Here is a 22,078-nt window from a genome sequence, read left to right on the forward strand (position 1 = left end):
TATGACACCAGATATGCTAACCATAAATAAGCGAAAAACAGTCCGGCTCAAGGTTCATTGCCCGGGGTGGGCTGGAGCGAAAGCCATGCGGCTGCTGGCTTTGCTACTGAGCGTGCTTTGTTTTAGTGCATGCAACAATAAAGATCTTGATCTGTATGTCGAGAGTGACAACTATAGTAATGCTGCAGATTTTATTGGCAACAACTATAACCTCAGCTTGTTTTATGCGGCATTAAAACAGGCTGATTTATTGGATCTATTGAAGCAGGAAGGACCATATACACTGTTTGCACCCAATAATAAAGCATTCAACGACCTGGGCATTGTCCGCGCCAGTGACTTTGCGGAGATGAACCGGGATAGCCTAAGGCAGTCCCTGCTCTATCATATCCTGCCCCGGAGGCTGTATACAGGGGATGTTCCCGTCAACACCATCGATAATAAGTATATCAACATGGTGGATAAAGAATTGTTTATTGGCTATAAATACGAAAAAGTCTGTACAGAATGTCTGATAACTTCGAATTTATATGTCAACGGCTCTAAATCCGTTGCAACTACACAGAATATCGTGCTGGCCAATGGCGTACTGCATATGGTGGACAAGGTCCTAAAATACCATAAGACGGTGCAGGATATTTTAACCGCAGATCCAGCTTACAGCCTCTTTGTTGCTTTCCTCAAGCGTACAGGTGACTGGGACCGCCTGGCGCAACCGGCCTTTACAACGGTTTTCGCTCCCGATAATGCAGCGTTTGAAAAAGCAGGCATTACGGCCAGCGATATTGCTGATTTGGATCCCGGTCAGTACGGCAAACGCCTGTCGCGCGTGTACCTGCTGTATAATCACTTCTTTCTTTCGGACATGAGTATTTACGGGCAGCTACCTGGCTCTGGCTATTATGGAAGTCCATTTTATCGTGCCCGGATTGTAGGGGATGAACTCTATTATTTCGGCATTTCTGCCAGTACACCGATGGAACCATTTATCATTCACAGCCAGGCACCTAATCCCAACGGTCCGATCCGGATCAGCAATTTTCAGCCTCCTTACCGGACAGATCACAAAGCTGACAATGGAATTGTGCACGGTATCACGAGCCTGCTGGTATTGCCGGAAGAAGCGCTAATCAAGGACAAAACCCATACAGATCAACGATGAAAAATAAGTTAAATCTACTTATAATAGGTGTATTATACAGTATATCGGCATTGCTTGCCGCCTGTCATAAAACCGAATTTATGCCCGAACCCGTTGGCGAACAGATCCCAGCTCCTACATACCCCGGGCTGCTGGAAGGACTGCCTGCGGAGGCAAGCCTGTTTAAAACGATGTGGCAAAAGGCCGAAATGGACGCTATACTAGCCTCTGAACAGCCTCGTGTCAAACTGACTTTCTTGGTCCCCAGCAATGGCGCGCTCGAAAGCGCTGGATATACCGGTGCGAAAATACAGCAGCTGACCAAGGACTCTTTGCAGCAGGTGTTGCGCTATCATGTGCTCAACGGTGCAGTCAGCTCCCAGCAGCTCGCTCTGGCGGGGGGTGATCTGACGTTTTTTACCTTATTGAAGCATCCCAGATTCCTGGACGGTGAGCCCCGCGAGAGCTCATTGGTCAGGACGGTCCCTTATACCTATCGGCAGCAACTAAATATGGACCAGTCAGATCTGATTGCCGATGGGAAGAAAATCAAAATCGTGAAGGAGCTACCCGTCGCACAGGGACATGCTTTTGTCATTGAAAAAGTCCTCAACGCACCGCAGCAGCAGATGTATGATTTTTTGGTAAAGGACGGCCGTTTTACCCTATATCTAAAAGCCATGGCGCTTAACAATATCGAATATGCCAATGATTTTATGATGAACATGTATCCGAGCTTTGCGGTGCCAATACGCTTTATGCTAGACTGGAACTATTATTTTGAAGGTACTTTTCACCATAGTGCGGAGCGGCCAAGGCATATCATCCATTGCACCTTGTTTGCGCCGACCGACGAAGCTTTTCACCGTGTGGGCATCTATACGGAGGCGGATCTGCGCGAACTGAATGGGAGAATTGAAACGCCGATCTATTACGAACAAAACCAGACGACACCGGTAGATAGCCTGCTAAAGTATCAGTATATCGGCAACGCAAGTATGGATATAGGCTATAACGAAGATTATTCCATGTTTGCGCTGGACGTGCAGATAAGCCGTTTTTCTAACAATCCGACCATTTTCTCGCCGATGATGGACGATCGTAAACTAGCTGATTTCAAGGATATCGGACACCGTTTTTACCGCTCAGGCAACCGCATACAGGTCGGTCATGAGCACAGCAAGGTGCCGCCGGTGGATATCACTGAAGTAAATATCAATACCGTCCAGGGACCGGTCCATGTGGTGGACAGGATCATAGTGCCGGAAGATTTCAGCATGTGGCATAAGAAAAAATAGACGCGAATAGCTTAAACGATCAGAAAAACAATGAAATCACTACACTATCTATATGTTATCCTCTTTGGATTAGCCCTGGCAAGCTGTTCGAAAGATCCGGAGAATACCGGTACGGTGCCAGAGAAAAATACCCTGAACGATGTGGTTCGGGACAATTTTGGACTGACCTATCTCGCGACCGCGCTGTATAAGAGCGGTCTAAACAGAACGTTGACGCGGGAAGGCACCTATACCTTGCTTGCGCCCTCCGATGATGCTTACCGGGCAGCCGGTTATCTGAATCCGGCTGCCCTATATGCCGAGCCGGCAGGTAAGCTCGCCGAGCAGGGGAATTACCATATCCTGAAGAGCCCCGTACTGTTTACGGGGAAGGACTTAAAAATGAATCAGGAGGAAGAAACACTATTGGGTACCAAAATCTATTGGAGCCGTGTACTGCGGGGTAAGGATACTTTGACGACCATCAATGGCGGACGGCTCCTACAGGCTGATATCAAAGCGTCCAACGGTGTGATGCAGGTGCTGGACCGGTTGCTGGCACCCAACCTGCACAGCAACCTCAAGCAGGCATTGGCGGCGGAGGCTGATCTCAGCCTGTTTTATCAGGCCTTAAAGACCGCTGGACTATTGGAATCGCTGGGCGGTACCACAAGTTATACGGTATTTGCCCTGACCAATACGGCAATTAAGCAACTGGGGTACGCAGATCTGGAAGCAATAGAGAAGGCCGATGCCGCTGAACTGCGAAAATTGCTGAGTTATCATATTGCCAAGCAGCGCAAGTTTGCACAAGATTACTTCCTGCTGACGCCCGATGGGACAACAACCTATACCGAAACCATGTTGAACGAAAAGACGATCACGATCAACTTGCTTGGTCAGTATAATGTACCCAATAGTTTTACCGGGATTACGCTTCAGGGCCCCGGCAATTCCTGGCCGATCACGCCCGTGCGTACGGATGTGCTTGCTGGAAACGGAGTCATTCATGTGATTGGCGGGGCGCTCCAATAAGTGGACAGGCATGCAATTAAAAGGTGAATATAAAAACGGTTTAGATGAGAACAATTAACAATACACTATATCGTTGGCTAGTGGTGCTTGCCGCATTATTTTTGCTGCAGCTGCTACCAACAGACAGTCGGGCCCAGGAGACATCGGGGGCACTGACGGGCCGGGTGCTGGACGGAGCAAAAGCAGCCGTACCGGGTGCATCCATCGAAGCGGTACATACGCCTTCGGGAACGAAATATACGCTGTCAGCTGATAAAGACGGGCGTTTTACGATCAATAATATGCGGATCGGTGGCCCATATCGTGTCAGTGCCACAGCTGTCGGTCTACAGTCGGACGTCCGGAATGATATTTTCATCCGTCTGGGGGGAGCACAGGAACTAGAACTCCAGCTGCTCGCTGCTACGCAACAGATCGGAGAGGTGCTGGTCAGCGCCCGTGCACGGGGTCAGCGCGCCGACACTTTCGGGGCGGGGCAGAATATTTCGGCCGGACAGATCCGTAATATGCCGACGGTATCGCGTTCGATTACGGATGTCACACGGCTGACGCCGCAGGGAAGCCGCGACAACAGTTTCGGAGGAACCAACTTCCGGTACAACAACGTCACTGTGGACGGGGCGATCAACAACGACGCTATCGGTTTCTCTCCCTCGTTGGGCGGGCAGACGGGTACCTCGGGCATGGCGGGAAGTTCGACACGTACCAATCCAATCTCGATCGATGCAATCCAGGACATACAGGTATATCTTGCGCCCTATGATGTCAAGATCGGTAATTTTACAGGCGGATCGGTGAATGCGGTAACCCGTTCGGGGACGAATAAAGTGGAAGGATCCGTATATGGCTTTGGACGTAATGCAACACTGACGGGAAAAGACCGCGTAGGGACACTGGGAAAGATGAACAGTGACTTCTACGATTACCAGTCCGGTTTTCGAATCGGTTTTCCGCTCATTAAAAATAAGTTGTTTTTCTTTACCAACGAGGAAGTAACCCGCCGGCAGGATCCGACGCAGCTCGTAGTCGGTACGGCAGAGACGGCCCAGATATTGAGTGTGGCGGATGCTGAAAAAATAGCTGCTACTGTCAGAGACCGCTATGGTAGTGTATTCGATGCGGGCACTGCCGGCAGCTATACCAACTGGAGCAAGTCGGTCAAGTTCTTTAATCGTGTGGACTGGAATATCAATGACAGGCACCAGCTCGCTGTCCGGAACAACAGCATCCGCAGTTCGGCCACGCATATGGACCGTGATCAGCAGGATTTTCGCTTTTCCAGCATGGCCTTTAAACAGACCAACAACCAGAGCAGCACCGTGGCAGAACTGAAAAGCCGCTTGTCAAATACGCTGTCTGCCAATGCCGTCATAGGCTATACCGTCGTCAACGACAGCCGTGATCCGCTGTCTGATCCGACTCTGCCGCAGGTGCAAGTCCAGGGCCGTACCCCCGGAACGACGATTTACATCGGTACAGACCGCGAAGCGAGCATTTTTGACATGCGGCAGCGTACCTGGGAATTTACGGCCAATCTCACCTGGAATACCGGCAGGCATAAACTGCTGCTGGGTACACACAATGAACTGTACAGCATCCGTTATGGTTTTGTCAACAGCTGGAATGGGCGCGTCGACTACAACAGCATCGAGGATTTTGTCAGCAATAAGCCTTACAGGGTGCGCGGTAGCTATAACTATGTTGACAACACCCGCGGTTATATCCTGGCACATCCCGCGGCAGACTTTAACATCAATATGTACGGTCTGTATGTTCAGGATGAAATCCGTGTACACGACCGCCTGCGTATAACGCCGGGTCTACGAGCTGATCTGACGAGCCTGCCGGAGATGCCGCAGCTGAGCGAAAAGGTGAAGAACATCCTCTCCGATCCCAATTTTGGGACGAGCTATCAGTATACTCCACTTAACCGTCTGCGCAATGATTTTATGAACCGTGTGCAGCTGTCGCCACGGGTGGGATTCCGCTGGGAGGTAACGGAGGACCGTAGGCTGGGCATGCGCGGTGGCGCTGGGCTGTTTACGGGGAGAATTCCTTTCGCCTGGCTAGCTTATGCGTATTACAATACCGGAAACAGTTACGGCGCTTTTGACCAACGGGCAGATCAGAAGCCTTTTGCTCCGGGCAGCGATGCGATACGTCCAAGTGAACTTGGGCTGGCAGATTTCATCGCCCAGAATGGTGCTGTTGTCAATGATCCGAACAGTGGAAAGACACAGGTGGATCTGGTCGACAATGGCTTTACATTGCCACAGGTGCTCCGTGGAAGCCTAGGAATGGACTATGAGGCAGCTGGTGACTGGAAGTTTACCGTAGAGGGTATCTACACCAAGAATATCAGTGATGTGCTGTTCCAGCAGCTCAATACTCCTGACAATCCACATTGGTACGGTTATGACCGGGAGCATAAACAGCCGGTATACAGTGGTACGGTGGATAACCGTTTTTCAAATATTTATCTGCTGAGCAATACCAGCCAGGGATATAAATACAGTATTACGGGAACAGTGGTAAAGAAATATAAAACTTTGAATGCGAGTGCGAGCTACACCTACGGAATGTCAAAGGATCTCTCCAATGGGGTCCGAAACTCCATGGAATCGAACTGGCAGCTCAACCAGTCGCTGGTACCCAACAATCCGGGGCTGGCCTATAGCAATTTTGATATCCGGCATCGCATCATCGCGAGCGTGGGGTATGAAAAGCCGTGGCAACGTGCCGGACGCAGCCATGTGACACTGTTCTTTTCAGCACAGTCGGGTTCGCCCTTTACATATGGTATTGTGAATAACAGTATTCAGGGACTGCCGCAGCAAGTGTCGCTGGTGTATATACCGACGGTGGAGGAAGCTATTCATTATTTTAAAGATATTGACGGAGGACAGACAGCGGCGGAGCAGGCAACTGCATTCAATACATTTATTGATGCAAACGCCTATTTGCATGGACGTCGGGGTAATTTTACCGAGCGGAATAAGGCGCGCACTCCATGGAACGTGCAGGCTGACCTGCGTCTGGCGCACGAGCTCCCAGTCAACAAACAGGGGCATGTGCTGACATTTTCGGCAGACTTGGTGAACCTGTCCAATCTGCTGTACAAAAAATGGGGACTACAGTACTTTTCACCAAATACGTTTAACTCGACAAGTTCGGTGGGTTTGACGCCGGGTCTGTTTCCTCCACAGCAAAATCAAGGAAACTGGCCTGTATTTGAGTTCCGGGATCCGGGGACTCCCTACAGTATAGATTATTTTAATTCGCGTGCTCAGGTACAGCTGGGCTTGCGATATTCATTTTAAGGAAAGAATATCCCGGTTACTCGTCCGCAGATTGGAAAAACAAAAACGGTTAAGTCTATTTCGCTTAACCGTTTTTTGTTTTAAATATCATTTTTTTTAATAATTTATGGAAAAAGAAAATAGCGGTCATCTTATCTATAGATCAGTGGAACGGGCGATCTTTCGCTAGTCACTTTTGCTGGTCTCATAACCCTATAAATTTAAATACATGCGATCTACAGTTTTTGTACTGGCAGCCCTTGTGGTCTTCATTTTAACTTTTAATACGCTCATCTATGATGAGAGCCCTTTACCCGATCAGGCACAGCTATTGCGGGAGGTCAATCGTTATAAAACTGTTGTGACCGGGGTTTCTTTTGCGGATAGCAATTTCTCTGATCTGCAGGTGCTTGACAGTCTTTTTAAGACGAAACGTATTTTGATGCTGGGCGAAATGCTTCACAGCGATGGCGAGACATTCCGGGCCAAATCCCGATTGATACGTTATCTGCATCAGAAGCTCGGTTATGAGGTAGTGCTCTACGAGGCGGGACAGTACGATATGTGGCTGATGAACCGAGAAATGGAAAAGCCGGAGCTACAGGTGTCCAGTACTGCGCTAGGAGGCATTGGTCTATTCTATTTTTGGTGGCGAAATCAGGAAAATAAGCCACTTATTTCTTATTATCAGCAATCTAAGCAGACTGCGGATCCGATCACCCTTGGAGGATTCGATATACAGTTTTCGGGTGGTATGCTGCGTGACAAACGGGGACAGCTGCTGGATGAATATTTCCAGAAACAAGGGGTCGACCTCCGAGCTTATCCTGTCTTCAGGAAGCAGATGCAGAAGCTGGATTACCTGAGCTATGCGGGATATGCCAGCAAGCAACTGGATGCCACAGCTCAGAAACAATTTCTGGACGAGCTCAGCAGCCTCGAAAAAGCCGTGCGATCATTGAATAAGGATCCTCAGCAGCGGATATATGTCCGTTATCTGAGTGATATGAAAAATAACTTTGACAGGTCGTGGAAGCATAAGCCGGGATCCATGACCAGCATGCACATACGGGATTCGCTCATGGCCGAAAATTTATGTTATCAGCTGGATTCATTATATGCCGACAAGAAGGTGATCATCTGGTGTGCAAACATACATGCCTTTTCAGCACCGTGCAATAAAGAATATACTCCGCTGGGAACATATATTAAAAAGAAATATGGACAACAGTCCTATATGCTGGGTTTCAGTTCGTATGCTAGATTCAATGAACGGGGCCGTATCGTGGACAGACCCAGCAAGCTTGCCATCGAAAATGTCTTTCATGCGGCAAATTCTCCTTATTTCTTTTTGGATCTGCACAGTCTGCCGGCTGCCTCCAGGCTCAGACAGCCTTTTGTCTCTGCGATGAATCAGCAGCAGGAGGAACAACGGCAATGGAGTGACTTTTTTGACGGCCTTTTCTATATTGATATCAATAAACAACCTACATATTCGGAAAAATAATGGCAAGTATCATAACGCGTCAACTTACTTTTAAAATCGGATCCAGGAACATCCTGAACACTATTGATCTGCATGTTCCGGACAATAGTATCTATGGCTACCTTGGCAGGAATGGAGCTGGTAAATCCACTACGATCAAATTGCTGCTTGGTCTTCTGCCGGACAAGGCGGATAGCATTTTTATTCAGGGGCGTAGCCTCAAGTCGGACCCCGAAGCGACATATGCACAGGTCGGAAACCTGCTTGAAGCTCCTTGCTATTATTCAGGACTGACAGTTTTTGAAAACCTAAAATACTTGGATATTATTCACAAAAAGGGCAGTAAAAGGATTGATGCCGTGCTCGAAATGGTCGATTTATATCGAGAGAAGAACAAAAAAGCAGGTGTACTGTCGATGGGCATGAAGCAGCGTTTGGGTATTGCCATGGCCATTTATCATGACCCGCAGCTATTGATCCTCGACGAGCCCCTAAATGGACTCGATCCGCAGGGCATTGTCGAAATGAGAGACCTGTTCCGTCAGCTCAAAGAACAGGGTAAGACGATTTTCCTGTCGAGCCATATTCTCACGGAGCTTGAAAAAGTTGCCACGCACATCGGCATCATCGAAAACGGAAGTATGATTTTCCAGGGAACAAAAGGAGAATTGCTGAGCCAGGTGGATCGGCAGGTGTCCTTGCGTACCACTGACCCACTTCGTACAGCCCCGCTGTTACAGTCACTCGGGCTTACGGTACTAAGTCAGGGCCAGGATACCTTGGTGGTACAGATCGGCGATGACAACCAATTTGATCTCATGATCAAGAGTCTTGTCCAGCAGTGCATTCCGATCTGTGCCATCGAGTCCCATACTGCAGATCTTGAACAGATTTTTATGAATTTAATCACAAAGCCCAATGTTTAATACATTCTATACCGCCTTCTTGTCAGAGAAATATAAGCTCCTCCGAAACAGGCAGATTTTTGGTGTACTGCTTCTTCCTGCTTTGCTGATCTTGTTGATCGATGGCTATATTATCTACGATATCATGAAAACAGGTTCGGCAGCAGCCGTCCCGAACCCCTGGAAGGTCCTCCTTGGACGCTATGTTTTTCAGTTTTTTTACTTGCTTTACCCCATTGTTGTCGCTGTCTATGTATATGCATGCTGTGAAGTGGAGTATAAAAATAACAACTATAAAATCTTGTTTACCTTGCCATTGTCGAGATTGAACATATTCCTTTCCAAAGTGTTGTTTATCCTGCTGACTGTGCTATTTTCGGTCCTGTTGGCGTACACCGCCTTCCTGGCCAGCGGTTATGTTCTGAGTAAGCTGTATCCGCAGTTAGGTTTTCAGAATTACGATTATCGGACGGTCATCTTTTATACATTTCTGAAGCTCTTTATTACGCTTTCAGCGATTGCCATGTTGCAGCTGGCATTAAGCCTGATCTTTCGAAGTTTTATTTATCCTATTGGAATCAGTATGTTTATGCTGGTGTTTTCGGTGTTTACGGTCAATAGAGATTTTTCGGATTTTATTCCTTATACCGGTGCATATAAGGCGTTCCTGAACATCGTTGAAGAAAATGATGCTTTCGCACGGCTTGATTACAGCAATGTGGTGATGACTGTCATTTTTATACTGATCAGCTTCTTTCTTTTTAAACGTAAGGGCCAGTTTTAGGCTGTTCTGCTTACTGCCTTTTATCCAGCTCTTTTTTGAATGCACTTGGCGATTGCCCGTATCGCTTTTTGAATGCCGAAGCAAAGTAGGAAGCAGAAGAGAAACCGACAGCACTAAAAATCTCACTGATGTTGAGCCCATCTGCAATCAGGTTTTTGGCCTTTGTCAGTCGCCGCTCGACAATGTATTCGTTGATACTGCAGTCTAAAAGCTGTTTCACCTTGCGGTAAAGCTGTACGCGGGAAAGGTTGAGCTCCCCGGCAATATCGTCTACACTGAGTCGCTGATCCGATAATCGGGATTCGACAATAGTCGAAAAATTGTTGAGAAACCGACGGTCATTGTCGCTGATGTGGTCAGTAGATGGCGGATCAAACTGTTCGACGTTGCTGCTGTATTTTTCTTTGAGCTGCTGGCGTGATTGCAGGATATTGGCAATACGAACGCGAAGCAGGGCCGCATTGAATGGCTTGGTCATATAGTCATCGGCCTGCAACAAGCTGCCCTCCATAAGGGTCTCTTCATTGGCCAGCGCGCTGAGCAGGATGACTGGAATATGTGCGGTCTGATAGAATGTTTTGATGTCTTTGAGAATATCCAGTCCGCTGCCGTCGGGTAGCATGATGTCGGTGAGCACGAGATCGGGAAACTGCGATTTAAGTAGGGTGCTGGCCTGCTGGACGTCTCTAGCCAAAAAAAGGTTATAATCGCTTTCAAGGACTGTTCGCAGGTAATCCCGGATTTCGTCATCGTCCTCCACGACCAGTATACTCTTTGATTTGCTGGAGTGAAAGGAGCGGTCCTGCGTCAGTGGCCTGATTTCCATATCCACCAGCTCGGACTGCGCGGGAGTTGCTTTCTCATCCCGTCCATGCCGCACAAATTCTTCTGGCTGATAATGGCTGTTGCCCGTAGGCATCCGCAATGTAAAGATGGAGCCATGTCCGAGCTTGCTGCTGACGGTGATCTGGCCGTGGTGCAGCTCGACAATCTGTTTTGCATAAGCGAGGCCGATGCCCGAGCCCCTGCGTACACCCGAGCCCTGATAGAATGGATCAAAGATATGTTCGATGTCACCCGGTGCGATGCCCAGCCCGTTGTCGAGAACGCGCAGGTAAAAGTAGTCCTTAAAGCTGTTTTCCTCCACGGAGATTTCAATCCGTCCACTTACCGCGGTATGTTTTATCGCATTGGACAGTAGATTGGAAAGAACCTGTTCCATCAGGTATTCGTCCATCCAGACCTCTTTGAGCGCCGATTTATTGATGTAGCTGATGGATATCCGACTTTTCTTGAGCAGGGGTTTAAAACTGTTGATCGCCTGTTGTATAAATGCGTCGACAGGAACGGAAGATACGTGCAACTTGATTTTTGCTTTGCTGATGCGGTGAATGTCGATCAGGTCGCTGACCAGCCGTTGCAATTTCTTTGCGCTTCTTTTGACGCGCGACAATTGGTCACGTATAGCCTCGGGCAGGTCCTTACGCAATTCGAGTTCTTCGATGGGCGCGAGAATCAGCGTCAGGGGTGTTTTAAACTCGTGGGAGATATTGGTAAAAAAGTTGTTTTTGATCTCTGCAGTCTGCTGAATCTGGTTATTCATCTCGACGATCTGTTTTTGCTGGGATAGGATTTCGCTGTTCTGCATTTCGAGATGTTTGTTTTTCTCCCAGTTGCTCTTGATGACAATGATGGAAATGCCTCCAAATACGACAGCCAGGACGAGACTTACAACCAGAATATTGAGCACAGACTTTTGGTTTTGGTAGATTCGATTCTGCTCGGTGATAAATTCCTGTCTTTTGTCGATATCCAGCTGCTGCTGCCTGATCTTTTGTGACTGCAGCGCGAGCAACTCTGCATTGGTTTTGTCGATCACGGAAGTCGCCAGGATGTTCTCTCGTTTATAACGCTGCTGCTTGATGATGGCCAGTGCAGTACGGATGGCTTCGGTCCCGCCGGTCGGATAAAGCATCGAAGCATACATACGGCCTTGTATAATCTGTTCAAGTCCATTTCCCGGACCCGGCAATGCGTCTACACCGATGATCTTGATCTCTTTTTTGATCTGGGCGTCGTCCAGGGCCTTTCGGACACCCATGGCCATCTGATCATTGAAGGTGAAGATGACGTCGCTGTTGGCGAACTGATCGATATGCTGTCGCATGGCGGTATAGGCCTTGTCCTTTTCCCAGCCGCCATGGACGATACCGCTGATCCGTATATCGTTGGCCGGATCTATCCCCTGCATAAACCCTTTTTCGCGTTCGATAGATGCTGAACTACCGGATAGGCCGGCCACAAGGCCTACCTGTCCTTTGCCCTGCAACAGCGCCTGAACATACTGGCCGGCGAGTTTGCCGATGGCAAGGTTGTCGGCGCCGACATAGGCGTTGTACTGGCCCGAAGAAGTCTTGCGGTCGGTCACGATAACCGGTATATTTCGCTGGAATACGGAATCGACAATAGGCGTTAAGGGTTCCGCCTCATTGGGTGAAACGATGAGAAGATCGATGTCCTCTTTGACCAGCTCCCGAATCTGATCGATCTGTACCGCATTATTGCCTTGGGCATCCCGATAGCGGAATTCAATATCGGGATTAAAGGACAGTTCCCGCTTCATCTCTTCGAGCATCGTCTGACGCCAGGCATCATTTCCAATGCACTGTGAAAAGGCTATGACCCGCTTGCGCTTTTGGCTGTCTGTCTGACAGCCCCACAATAGCAGTAAAATCAGTAAGCCATAGATGCTGTATTTTCCCATGATCGTTTCCCCTTGAGTAACCGAATATACATTATTTCGTTTTTTTTCGATAATCGGCTTTCACTTAGTGTTGTGTTTACACTAAATGCCGTAAGTCAAAATATGTATCATTTTCTACATAATTTGTTCAAAAAATGATAGATGTTATTGTAGTATTGTTGGTAATTAGTTGAATTTTAGGCGTTTGTGTTATTTTAAAAAATGTTACATAAATAGATGTTTTTGCGCCGTCCGAATTTAAGTCAGCGTGAAGGTCATGTTAAATTTGGATTAATCAATTATAGGGAAAACATGAACAAAAACACCGTTTTAGCCTGGTCATTTGTGGTGGCGCTGGGCGGATTCTTATTTGGCTTTGATACAGCTGTCATTTCGGGTGCTGAAAAAGCAGTGCAGGCGCATTGGCATCTGAGCGAGTTTCAGCATGGACTCACCATGGCTATAGCTTTGATCGGTACCGTCGCAGGTGCAGCGCTCGGGGCCTGGCCTTCGGATCAGCTTGGCCGCAAAAACACACTATTTGTCGTGGCCGCACTTTATTTTATCTCCGCGCTGGGAAGCGCACTTGCCAACGACTGGACCATATTCATTCTATTCCGCTTTTTGGGCGGTATCGGTGTCGGTGTGTCATCGGTGACGGCGCCGATTTATATTTCCGAAATCTCCCCCGCGGGTTCGCGCGGAAAACTAGTCGGACTCTTTCAGTTCAACGTGGTATTGGGGATCTTGATCGCTTACTTATCCAACTACTTTATCGGTCAGACGGGAGAGGAGTCCTGGCGCTGGATGCTAGGCGTGCAATGCTTTCCTTCTTTGTTGTTCTTTGTGTTGATTTTTTGCATCCCCGAGAGCCCACGATGGCTGCTATTGCATAAAAATAAGCTGTCCGAAGCAACGGCGATTATGCAGAAGATCAATTCGGATGGCTATGAGGCCGAAATTGCCAAAATCCGCAGCTCAGCCGAAAAGGTGAATGGCGAGGGCAAATTATTCGTCCGGCAAAATGCCAGACCAATCTTATTGGCCTTTTGTTTTGCTTTGTTCAATCAGCTTTCTGGGATCAATGCAATCATTTACTATGCGCCCCGCGTGTTTGAGATGGCGGGACTGGGGGCACAGGGCTCCTTGCTTTCTACCGTCGGCATTGGCCTGATCAATTTTATTTTCACGCTAGTAGCCATCAATTTTATCGACAAGGTAGGTCGCAGAAAACTCATGCTGATCGGCTCAGTGGGACTGATCGTTTCGTTGGCCTTGGTGTCACAGGCGTTCTATACGGGACAGACAACAGGATTTGCGATTACCATATATCTGATGAGCTTTATCGCCTTTTTCGCTTTCTCTCAGGGAGCCGTGATCTGGGTGTTTATTTCCGAAATTTTTCCCAATGACGTACGTGCCAAAGGGCAGACCTTCGGTAGCCTGACGCACTGGGTAATGGCGGCCATTATTACGTTCTGCTTTCCGGCACTGACAGAACTGCTGGGCGGAGGGGGCACCTTTCTCGTTTTTGCGGTATTTATGCTGCTGCAGCTTATCTATGTGCTGCGGTTTATGCCGGAAACCAAGGGGCGCTCGCTGGAGGATATGGGGCAGACCATCAACTTGCATTAGTAAAATAAGCATGCCCAATTGTGGCATAAACAAAAAATGATGACAATGAAAGATCTTAATAAATCAATTCAGGGTATTTGTTTCGGGGAGGTACTTTGGGATAACCTTCCCACGGGTAAAAAACTGGGTGGAGCACCGCTCAACGTAGCTTATCATCTCAACAAGCTTGGGGTACGTACCCAGATGCTAACGCGCATCGGTCAGGATGAAAATGGTGTGGAGCTGCTGGCGCTCTGCCGGCAACTGGGAATACCGACAGCTTTTTTTCAGCAAGATGTGCATTTACCGACTTCAACAGTGGAGGTGTCGCTGGATGCTGATCGCAACGTGCAGTATGATATCGTTTATCCGGTGGCTTGGGATCATATTGTTGCAGGTGAAGCGGAGCTGGCGGCAGTGGCTGAGGCCGACTTTCTGGTGTATGGCAGCCTGGCCTGCCGGGACGAGGTCAGCTTTGGTAGCCTCCAGCTACTGTTGAAAAAAGCTGCTTTCCGCGTGATGGATGTCAACCTGCGTGCACCCTATTTTGGTCCGGAGCGGTTGCATCAACTGCTGCTTGAGGCTGATCTGGTTAAAATGAATGCCGAAGAACTGCATATTATTTCAGAATGGAACGGTGCTATGGGCGACTATACGGACCAGCAACGGGTCGATCTGCTGCTCGAGCGTTTTTCGATCCAGGAAGCCATCGTCACCTACGGCGCTTCCGGAGCAGTATACCATCACAAGGCGGCAAATATCAGTTACCATTTTCCGGCGTTGAAGGTGCAGGTCGAGGATACCATCGGAAGTGGGGATTCATTTTTGGCCGCTTTTCTCAGCAAGCGCTTTCAGATGGCTGCCGGGATTACGCTGGAGGAGGTGCTCGAGTTTGCGGCGACGCTAAGCGGCTTTGTTACCCAGAGCAGCGGAGCCTGTCCAGCTTATAGTGAAGCCGATATTCACCGCTTTCAGTGGCTCAACCCAATTTTCGGGGAAAACGAACCCAGCAGGCGCCATTGACCGGCGGAAAACACAAATAATCAAGAAATAGCTAATCTAAATTAATAACCCATTTATAAAAACCAATTATGTTTACAAGACAGCAATTGATGTTGCTCCCGTCTGTGGCACTCTTTTCGGCTGTTGTTTTTGCGCAGCAGACCGAAATTCGGGGCCGGATTGTGGACAGTGAAACAGCAGCTCCCATTGTGGGCGCCTCGGTGATCGTCAAAGGAACCAGCCAGGCAACAAAAACGAATGAGAAGGGCGAATTTATGCTTCAAGCAGCGGGGAATGGGGGCACGCTCGAAATCAGCTACATAGGCTATGCCCCGCAAACTATGCTCCTCGGCGACAGAAAATTTTTCGACATCCGTCTGAAGAGCAGTGAAAAAGGGCTTGACGAAGTCGTCGTCACCGGCTACCAGACTGAACGTAAAAAGGATCTGACTGGTGCTGTAAGTGTCGTCAACGTAACTGAGATGATGAAGGCACCGGAAAACAACCCCATGAAGGCATTACAGGGGCGTGTGGCTGGGATGACGGTCACATCGGATGGCAGTCCGAGCGGTGCCGCTACGGTACGCATGCGTGGCATCAGCTCGATCAACAGCAATCAGGATCCGCTGTATGTCATCGATGGCGTGCCAACGCAGGGCGGTATGCATGAACTGAACTCCAACGACATCGAGAGCATTCAGGTCCTCAAAGATGCTTCCTCGGCGAGCATTTATGGATCGCGTGCAGCCAACGGCGTGATCGTCATTACCACCAAGAAAGGTAAATCTGGCCCCCCAAAGCTCAACGTGGATGCTTATGTAACCAGCACGCACTTTAACAAGCGCATGCAGGTGCTCAATGCACAGGAGTATGGCCGTGCCCTATGGCAGGCGACAATCAACAGCGGCGGCAATCCCAACAGCAATAACATAGGTTATCAGTTTGCCTGGCAAAATGATGCCAACGGTGTGCCACAGCTGACCTCGGTAGTAGTGCCCGAATACATTGATCGTGAGCAGACGATGTATGCCGCAGACACCGACTGGTTTGACGAGGTTTCCAAACCGGGATTATTGCAGTCGTACAATGCAACATTGAGTTCGGCGACAGACAAGTCGAGTTCGTATTTCTCTTTGGGCTATTTACACAATAATGGCACCTTGCGCTACACCAACTTTCAGCGTATTTCGGCCCGCATGAATGCTGACTACAAGCTGTTTGATGGAAAGCTGGTGGTAGGCGAAAACTTTACCGTGAACAACACGGGTGAGGTACAGGTACCCGGCGACGTACTCGATCTATCCTTAAAAGCATTACCGATCATACCTGTCCATACCGTGGATGGATTAGGCTGGGGTGGTCCCGCCCTAGGTATGAATGATCGCCACAACCCCGTGCGTCTGCTACATGATAATCGGAACAATAAGTACAATTACTGGCGTTTGTTTGGAAATGTGTATGCCGACTTGCAGCTGGTAAAGGATCTGCATCTGCGCACAAGCTATGGCATTGATTATAGCAATCTCTATAAACGTCACCTGGAAGTCTCTTACCGCTCGGGCTTTATGAACAGCAATCGTAGCGGTGTCAATATGGAGCAGGCTCATAGCATGAAGTGGACATGGTCTAATACAGCGACATATCGGAAAGAACTGGATAGGCATACCATTGATGTGCTTGCCGGCATTGAAATGAACCGCCAGAATGACATCAATTTCAACGCCTATACCGCGGGAGATGGTGCTTTTGTCATCGAAACTCCAGAGTACATGTGGCCGGGAGTGAGCACGGGGACGGCAGCGGTGGGAGGAGGTTCCACCGGTTTTTCGTTGCTTTCGTACTTTGGTAAAGCCAACTATTCATTTGACGACCGGTATCTGGCTTCTTTTACCATACGGCATGATGGATCTTCTCGTTTTGGAAAAAATAACCGCTTTGCAACATTTCCCGCCGTCACTGCGGGCTGGCGGGTTTCCTCCGAACGCTTCATGTCGGCCACTAAGGCGTATGTGACCGACCTGAAGCTACGCGTAGGCTGGGGACAAACCGGTAATCAGGGTATTGGTAATCTGGCCACGTATGCGCTCTTTGTCCCTGAATATGGTATCGCCGATCCGACATGGAATATTGTCGACGGAACGGCGTATGACCTCATTGGAGCTGGTACGGGGACGCTACCTTCGGGCTACCGAAAAATCCAGACCGAAAATAACAACCTGAAATGGGAAACCACCACACAGACCAATATTGGACTGGACTTCACACTGTTTGGCCAACACCTCTACGGATCAGTAGACTGGTATGTCAAAGCTACAAAGGATATGCTGATCAATCCTGCTTACATCGCTGTTGTGGGCGAGGGTGGTTACCGCTGGGCGAATGGTGCGTCCATGGAAAACAAGGGACTGGATATTACAACAGGCTACCGCAGTAAAACGACCGGCGGCCTGGACTATGATGTGACCGCTGTTTTTTCCACATACAAAAATAAGGTGACCCATTTGCCGGAGGCAGTGGAAAATTCGTATGGTGGCCGTCAGGGGGATAATATTATTGGCCGGCCGCTTGGTTCGTTTTATGGGTATGTAACGGATGGCATCTTTCAAAATCAGCAGGAAGTGGATGCCCATGTCAACCAGACGGGAAAGGGAGTCGGCAGACTGCGCTACGTGAATATATACGATGCGGACAACCAAATTAACGACATGGACCGGACCTGGATCGGTAATCCGCATCCCGATTTTACCTATAGCCTGAATATAGCCTTGAAATATAAGGACTTCGATCTGTCGGCTTACTTTCAGGGCGTACAGGGTATTGACGTTGAAAACTGGCTGAAAAAACAGACCGATTTTTGGAGCGTGGACGATGTCAACTCCAATAAGGGTGTGCGCCTGCTCCATGCCTGGACACCACAGAACCCAAGTGCTACTATTCCTGCCCTACAAACGACGAACAACAATGATGAAGGAAGGCTATCCAATTATTTTATTGAAAATGGCTCTTATATGAAGTTACGCAACCTGTCGCTGGGCTACACGTTCCCGACAGCTACGGTATCGCGACTACGGATGAATCGTCTACGTATATATGTGACGGCACAGAATCTGTTCACCGTTAAATCGAAGAATTTTACTGGTGTGGATCCTGAAAATGTAGGCTGGGGCTATCCAATTCCGACAACCTGGACCGCAGGCGTAAACATCGGTTTATAGTGGAGATAAGGAACATTAAAACATACCCGCTTGAAAGCGATGGATTTCATATCGGCATACAGGACGATTTTTATTTCCATGGCCTGCTCATCAAGGGATAAAAAAAATAATTAGATGAAAAAAATAACCAATAAAATTGCAATTACCGTGATGCTTGCCGGCCTACTGTCCGGATGCACCAAGTTTCTGGATCAGACACCAAATGCTGTACTGAGCTCCGACCAAGTCAAAGAGCCTGAAAGATTGCTGACCGCTACCTACGCGGCTCTGGGCAACGACCACTATGATGTCCCCTTCAGCCTATGGCCATATGGCACCGTGCGTTCTGATGATGCCTATAAAGGAGGTTCGGGACCACAGGACATACAGGCTTTTCACTTTCTGGAAGTCTCCAATAATATCACAACGAATCTTGCAGAGGTAGATAAGCTGTGGTTTCAGCTGTATGTGGCGATATCTCGGGCCAACACAACGATCAGGACGATTCAGCAAATGGACAATTTTAACGGAAAGGAGGAAAAGCTGGCAGAGGCAAAGTTCCTGCGGGGACATTTTTACTTCATGCTCAAAATTTTGTTTAAATATGTGCCTTACGTCGACGAAAATGTTCCGATAGATGCTTACGAAACGGTCTCTAACAGAGCGCTAAGCAATGATGCGTTATGGCAGAAAATCGTGGATGACTTTCAGTACGCTGTCGATTATCTCCCAGCAGTGCAGCCGGAAGCCGGGCGTGCCAATAAAATCGCTGCTGCAGCATATCTTGCGAAAACCTACTTATATAAGGCCTATCGTCAGGACAATAAAGAACGGCATACGGTCACGGACGTTGACGCTGGCGACCTCGAAAAAGTAGTGCAGCATACGGCTGTGGTGCTCTCTTCCAGCTATGGGCTCGAAGCGGATTTTGCATTCAACTTCTTGCCCGGAAAATATGAAAACGGCAAAGAGGCTCTTTTTTCCATTCAGTTTTCGAAGGACGACGGAACAAAATTTGGTCGTGTAAACTTTTCGGACTTGCTATCCGTACCTATGGGCTTAGGCTGCTGCGACTTCAACAAGCCGAGTCAGAGTCTAGTCAATGCATTCCGTACGACCGGAAAGGGACTTCCGCTCGATAATTACAACACCTTGGCTACCTTCAGTACCTCCGAAAAATATGATCCAAGGCTCTTCCATACGGTAGCCATCCCAGGTTTACCCTATAAATACAATAGCAAACGCACCTATGAACAAAGCTGGAACCGTAATCCAGCGGAATACTCAGTATATGCCTCGCTCAAAGAGAATGTGGACCCCGACTGTGATTGTTTTGTACCCATGCCGCCGTTCTTTGCCAATACGAAAAACCGTATTGTCCTGCGCCTGGCGGATGTCCTGCTGATGCGAGCTGAAGCGCTGATAGAACTGCACCGTCCTGCCGAAGCATTGCCCTTGATCAATCAGGTGCGTATCCGTGCCAAAAATAGTATAACCATGACGGGATATGCGGCAGATCGGATGCTGATAGATACCTATAAAAATGGGGAAAATATCGTCTGGAACGAAGAGAACGCACGCCAGGCAGTTCGTTGGGAACGCCGTCTGGAACTGGCTATGGAAAACGGCCGATTTTTCGATCTGGTGCGTTGGGGAATTGCTAGTCAGACGATGAATACGTACTACGGCACGGAGAAATCACGGCGCTCTTATTACGCTAACGCGCATTTTACTGCCGACAGGAATGAGTATCTGCCGATTCCGGAAGCTCAGATCCGGCTGAGTAAATATCTGTATAAGCAAAATCCAGGATATTGATCAGCGGAATAGTCATTATCGCAATGGGATAACAGGGATGCCCCATTGGGTGTCTCAGCCATAAATGCGGTAAAATCAAAAAAGAATAAAAAATGAAATCGCTATTTTGCTGATAGGAATGCAGCTTTATAGTAATAAACCGAATGAATGATGAATAAACTGAAAAATTTTGCGGCCGTCCTGCTGATGACAGGTATCGCTGGAGCAGTATCAGCGCAGACCGTACTAAAGAAGACTGATGATCCCGAAGAGAAATACCGGCCACTTTATCATTTTACACCCAAGCAAGGCTGGATGAATGACCCCAATGGCATGGTGTATCTCAATGGAAATTATCATCTCTTCTTCCAGCATAACCCCGAAAAGCCTGTCTGGGGGCCTATGCACTGGGGCCATGCCATCAGCAAAGATCTAATCCATTGGGAGGAACAAAAAATAGCGCTTTATCCGGATAGTCTGGGCACCATCTTCTCGGGAAGCGCTGTCATCGATAAACACAATACTGCCGGCTTCGGAAAGAATGCAATGGTGGCGATATTTACGCACCATAATCATCAGGAAGAAGATCGAAAAACGGGCTTGCATCAAAACCAAAGTCTGGCCTATAGCTTGGATCAAGGCCGTACCTGGACCAAGTACAAAGGCAATCCGGTGCTTCCGAATCCCGGTATCTGGGATTTTCGGGACCCCAAAGTCATGTGGTTTGAGGCTTCAAAAAGCTGGATCATGACCTTGGCAACCAAAGACTGCATTACGTTCTACTCCTCCAAAAATCTGAAGGAGTGGAAAAAAGAGAGCGAGTTTGGGAAACATGTGGGAGCGCATGGGGGGGTATGGGAATGCCCGGATTTGATCCCGATGCACTATCAGGGGCAAAGCAAATGGGTTTTGCTGGTAAGCATCAACCCGGGGGGACCTAATGGTGGATCGGTAACGCAGTATTTTGTCGGAGACTTTGACGGTCATCAATTTGTGCCTTCAGACAACGAGATGAAGTGGCTGGACTGGGGGCCTGATAATTATGCGGGTGTGACCTGGAGCAATCTCGGAAGCCGCCATCTGATGATCGGCTGGATGAGCAACTGGCAGTATGCTAATGTGGTGCCAACAACGCGCTGGCGTTCAGCATCGACCATACCGCGTAGCTTAACATTGGAAAAGGTGGGAAAGACCTATTATGTCAGCAGTGCCGCTGCAGCAGAGGTCGCTGCAGCATTTGGTCCCATAAAAACGTATAAAGTGCAAGAAGCCAAGGAGCTGGCGGTGCCGCAGCAGCTTCCCGAGGCATTTCGCCTGGACCTCAATAAGCTCAAAAGGCAAAGCGTTGAGCTTGTCTTATCAAACAGTCTTGGAGATAAACTTGTCGTGGGCTACTCCAAAGAAAAAAATGAATATTATATCGACCGTACACAATCTGGACTGACCGATTTTAGTAGCGAATTCCCCAAGCGTAGTGTAGCCAGCCGTATATCGGACAGCGATACGCTGTCGTTGAGTTTATATGTTGATGTCAGCTCTGTTGAACTTTTTGGGGACGGGGGACTGACCACCATGACCAGTCTATTCTTCCCACGGCAGCCGATGAGCAACCTTCGCTTGGTGGGACAGCACATGCTGGAATTGCAGGAGCTGTGTATTTCACCTTTTAAGGGGAAATGAAGAATTGCAAGGAATAACGCTTGGACTGTACCTTTTCTGAAATATCGAAAAGCACAGTAGGGCTGGGCCTGCTGGAAATTAAGGATAATGCAACTGTGAGCTTGCTGATTCATCGTAGCGA

The 22,078-nt window shown here is 48.5% G+C and carries 13 protein-coding genes; 12 read left to right on the forward strand and 1 reads right to left on the reverse strand.

Annotated elements, in window-relative coordinates; genetic code table 11:
• The first annotated feature begins 1 nt into the window (after nt 1).
• The 7 genes from FGL37_RS14300 (at nt 2) to FGL37_RS14330 (ending at nt 9,927) form a co-directional block, all read left to right on the forward strand.
• Entirely contained in the window at nt 2-1,162 is a 1,161-nt protein-coding gene (locus tag FGL37_RS14300; protein ID WP_028069770.1) for a fasciclin domain-containing protein, read from the forward strand.
• The gene (locus FGL37_RS14305; protein ID WP_037533148.1) at nt 1,159-2,439 is read left to right on the forward strand and encodes a fasciclin domain-containing protein; all 1,281 of its coding nucleotides are present in this window, start codon (nt 1,159-1,161) and stop codon (nt 2,437-2,439) included. Before FGL37_RS14300 ends, FGL37_RS14305 begins: the two co-directional genes overlap by 4 nt.
• Before the next feature lie 30 nt (nt 2,440-2,469).
• A complete protein-coding gene (locus FGL37_RS14310; RefSeq protein ID WP_028069772.1) occupies nt 2,470-3,453 on the forward strand; it encodes a fasciclin domain-containing protein in 984 nt (327 codons plus the stop codon).
• A gap of 44 nt (nt 3,454-3,497) precedes the next feature.
• Nucleotides 3,498-6,773, forward strand: a complete 3,276-nt coding sequence (locus FGL37_RS14315; protein WP_028069773.1) for a TonB-dependent receptor — start codon at nt 3,498-3,500, stop codon at nt 6,771-6,773.
• 208 nt (nt 6,774-6,981) lie between these two features.
• Nucleotides 6,982-8,259 carry an erythromycin esterase family protein gene (locus FGL37_RS14320; RefSeq protein ID WP_028069774.1) on the forward strand — a complete coding sequence of 426 codons (1,278 nt, stop codon included), beginning with the start codon at nt 6,982-6,984 and terminating at the stop codon, nt 8,257-8,259.
• The gene (locus FGL37_RS14325; RefSeq protein ID WP_028069775.1) at nt 8,259-9,164 is read left to right on the forward strand and encodes an ABC transporter ATP-binding protein; all 906 of its coding nucleotides are present in this window, start codon (nt 8,259-8,261) and stop codon (nt 9,162-9,164) included. Before FGL37_RS14320 ends, FGL37_RS14325 begins: the two co-directional genes overlap by 1 nt.
• Nucleotides 9,157-9,927 (forward strand): ABC transporter permease, encoded by a 771-nt coding sequence (locus tag FGL37_RS14330; protein WP_028069776.1) that lies wholly within the window; start codon nt 9,157-9,159, stop codon nt 9,925-9,927. Before FGL37_RS14325 ends, FGL37_RS14330 begins: the two co-directional genes overlap by 8 nt.
• A gap of 10 nt (nt 9,928-9,937) precedes the next feature.
• On the opposite strand, the gene FGL37_RS14335 is transcribed toward FGL37_RS14330, so the two are convergent.
• Entirely contained in the window at nt 9,938-12,691 is a 2,754-nt protein-coding gene (locus FGL37_RS14335) for a substrate-binding domain-containing protein (RefSeq protein WP_028069777.1), read from the reverse strand.
• Nucleotides 12,692-12,982: 291 nt separating this feature from the next.
• On the opposite strand from FGL37_RS14335, the gene FGL37_RS14340 reads away from it, so the two are divergent.
• The 5 genes from FGL37_RS14340 (at nt 12,983) to FGL37_RS14360 (ending at nt 21,957) form a co-directional block, all read left to right on the forward strand.
• The gene (locus FGL37_RS14340; protein ID WP_028069778.1) at nt 12,983-14,305 is read left to right on the forward strand and encodes a sugar porter family MFS transporter; all 1,323 of its coding nucleotides are present in this window, start codon (nt 12,983-12,985) and stop codon (nt 14,303-14,305) included.
• 45 nt (nt 14,306-14,350) lie between these two features.
• Nucleotides 14,351-15,307 carry a carbohydrate kinase family protein gene (locus FGL37_RS14345; protein ID WP_051606813.1) on the forward strand — a complete coding sequence of 319 codons (957 nt, stop codon included), beginning with the start codon at nt 14,351-14,353 and terminating at the stop codon, nt 15,305-15,307.
• 68 nt (nt 15,308-15,375) lie between these two features.
• Entirely contained in the window at nt 15,376-18,501 is a 3,126-nt protein-coding gene (locus tag FGL37_RS14350) for a SusC/RagA family TonB-linked outer membrane protein (RefSeq protein WP_028069779.1), read from the forward strand.
• Between the two features lie 114 nt (nt 18,502-18,615).
• Nucleotides 18,616-20,298: a RagB/SusD family nutrient uptake outer membrane protein gene (locus FGL37_RS14355; protein WP_028069780.1), complete on the forward strand. Its 1,683-nt coding sequence runs from the start codon at nt 18,616-18,618 to the stop codon at nt 20,296-20,298.
• A gap of 147 nt (nt 20,299-20,445) precedes the next feature.
• Nucleotides 20,446-21,957, forward strand: coding sequence for a glycoside hydrolase family 32 protein (locus FGL37_RS14360; protein ID WP_232048700.1), 1,512 nt, complete (start codon nt 20,446-20,448; stop codon nt 21,955-21,957).
• Nucleotides 21,958-22,078: the final 121 nt, after the last annotated feature.

Source organism: Sphingobacterium thalpophilum, assembly GCF_901482695.1.
In the GTDB taxonomy this organism is placed as follows: Bacteria; Bacteroidota; Bacteroidia; order Sphingobacteriales; family Sphingobacteriaceae; genus Sphingobacterium; species Sphingobacterium thalpophilum.

What these genes read in the sequence shown, in the direction of transcription:
- FGL37_RS14300 (WP_028069770.1), top strand. Translation starts at nt 2, where the DNA reads ATGACACCAGATATGCTAACCATAAATAAGCGAAAAACAGTCCGGCTC.
- FGL37_RS14305 (WP_037533148.1), top strand. Translation starts at nt 1,159, where the DNA reads ATGAAAAATAAGTTAAATCTACTTATAATAGGTGTATTATACAGTATA.
- FGL37_RS14310 (WP_028069772.1), top strand. Translation starts at nt 2,470, where the DNA reads ATGAAATCACTACACTATCTATATGTTATCCTCTTTGGATTAGCCCTG.
- FGL37_RS14315 (WP_028069773.1), top strand. Translation starts at nt 3,498, where the DNA reads ATGAGAACAATTAACAATACACTATATCGTTGGCTAGTGGTGCTTGCC.
- FGL37_RS14320 (WP_028069774.1), top strand. Translation starts at nt 6,982, where the DNA reads ATGCGATCTACAGTTTTTGTACTGGCAGCCCTTGTGGTCTTCATTTTA.
- FGL37_RS14325 (WP_028069775.1), top strand. Translation starts at nt 8,259, where the DNA reads ATGGCAAGTATCATAACGCGTCAACTTACTTTTAAAATCGGATCCAGG.
- FGL37_RS14330 (WP_028069776.1), top strand. Translation starts at nt 9,157, where the DNA reads ATGTTTAATACATTCTATACCGCCTTCTTGTCAGAGAAATATAAGCTC.
- FGL37_RS14335 (WP_028069777.1), bottom strand. Translation starts at nt 12,691, where the DNA reads ATGGGAAAATACAGCATCTATGGCTTACTGATTTTACTGCTATTGTGG.
- FGL37_RS14340 (WP_028069778.1), top strand. Translation starts at nt 12,983, where the DNA reads ATGAACAAAAACACCGTTTTAGCCTGGTCATTTGTGGTGGCGCTGGGC.
- FGL37_RS14345 (WP_051606813.1), top strand. Translation starts at nt 14,351, where the DNA reads ATGAAAGATCTTAATAAATCAATTCAGGGTATTTGTTTCGGGGAGGTA.
- FGL37_RS14350 (WP_028069779.1), top strand. Translation starts at nt 15,376, where the DNA reads ATGTTTACAAGACAGCAATTGATGTTGCTCCCGTCTGTGGCACTCTTT.
- FGL37_RS14355 (WP_028069780.1), top strand. Translation starts at nt 18,616, where the DNA reads ATGAAAAAAATAACCAATAAAATTGCAATTACCGTGATGCTTGCCGGC.
- FGL37_RS14360 (WP_232048700.1), top strand. Translation starts at nt 20,446, where the DNA reads ATGATGAATAAACTGAAAAATTTTGCGGCCGTCCTGCTGATGACAGGT.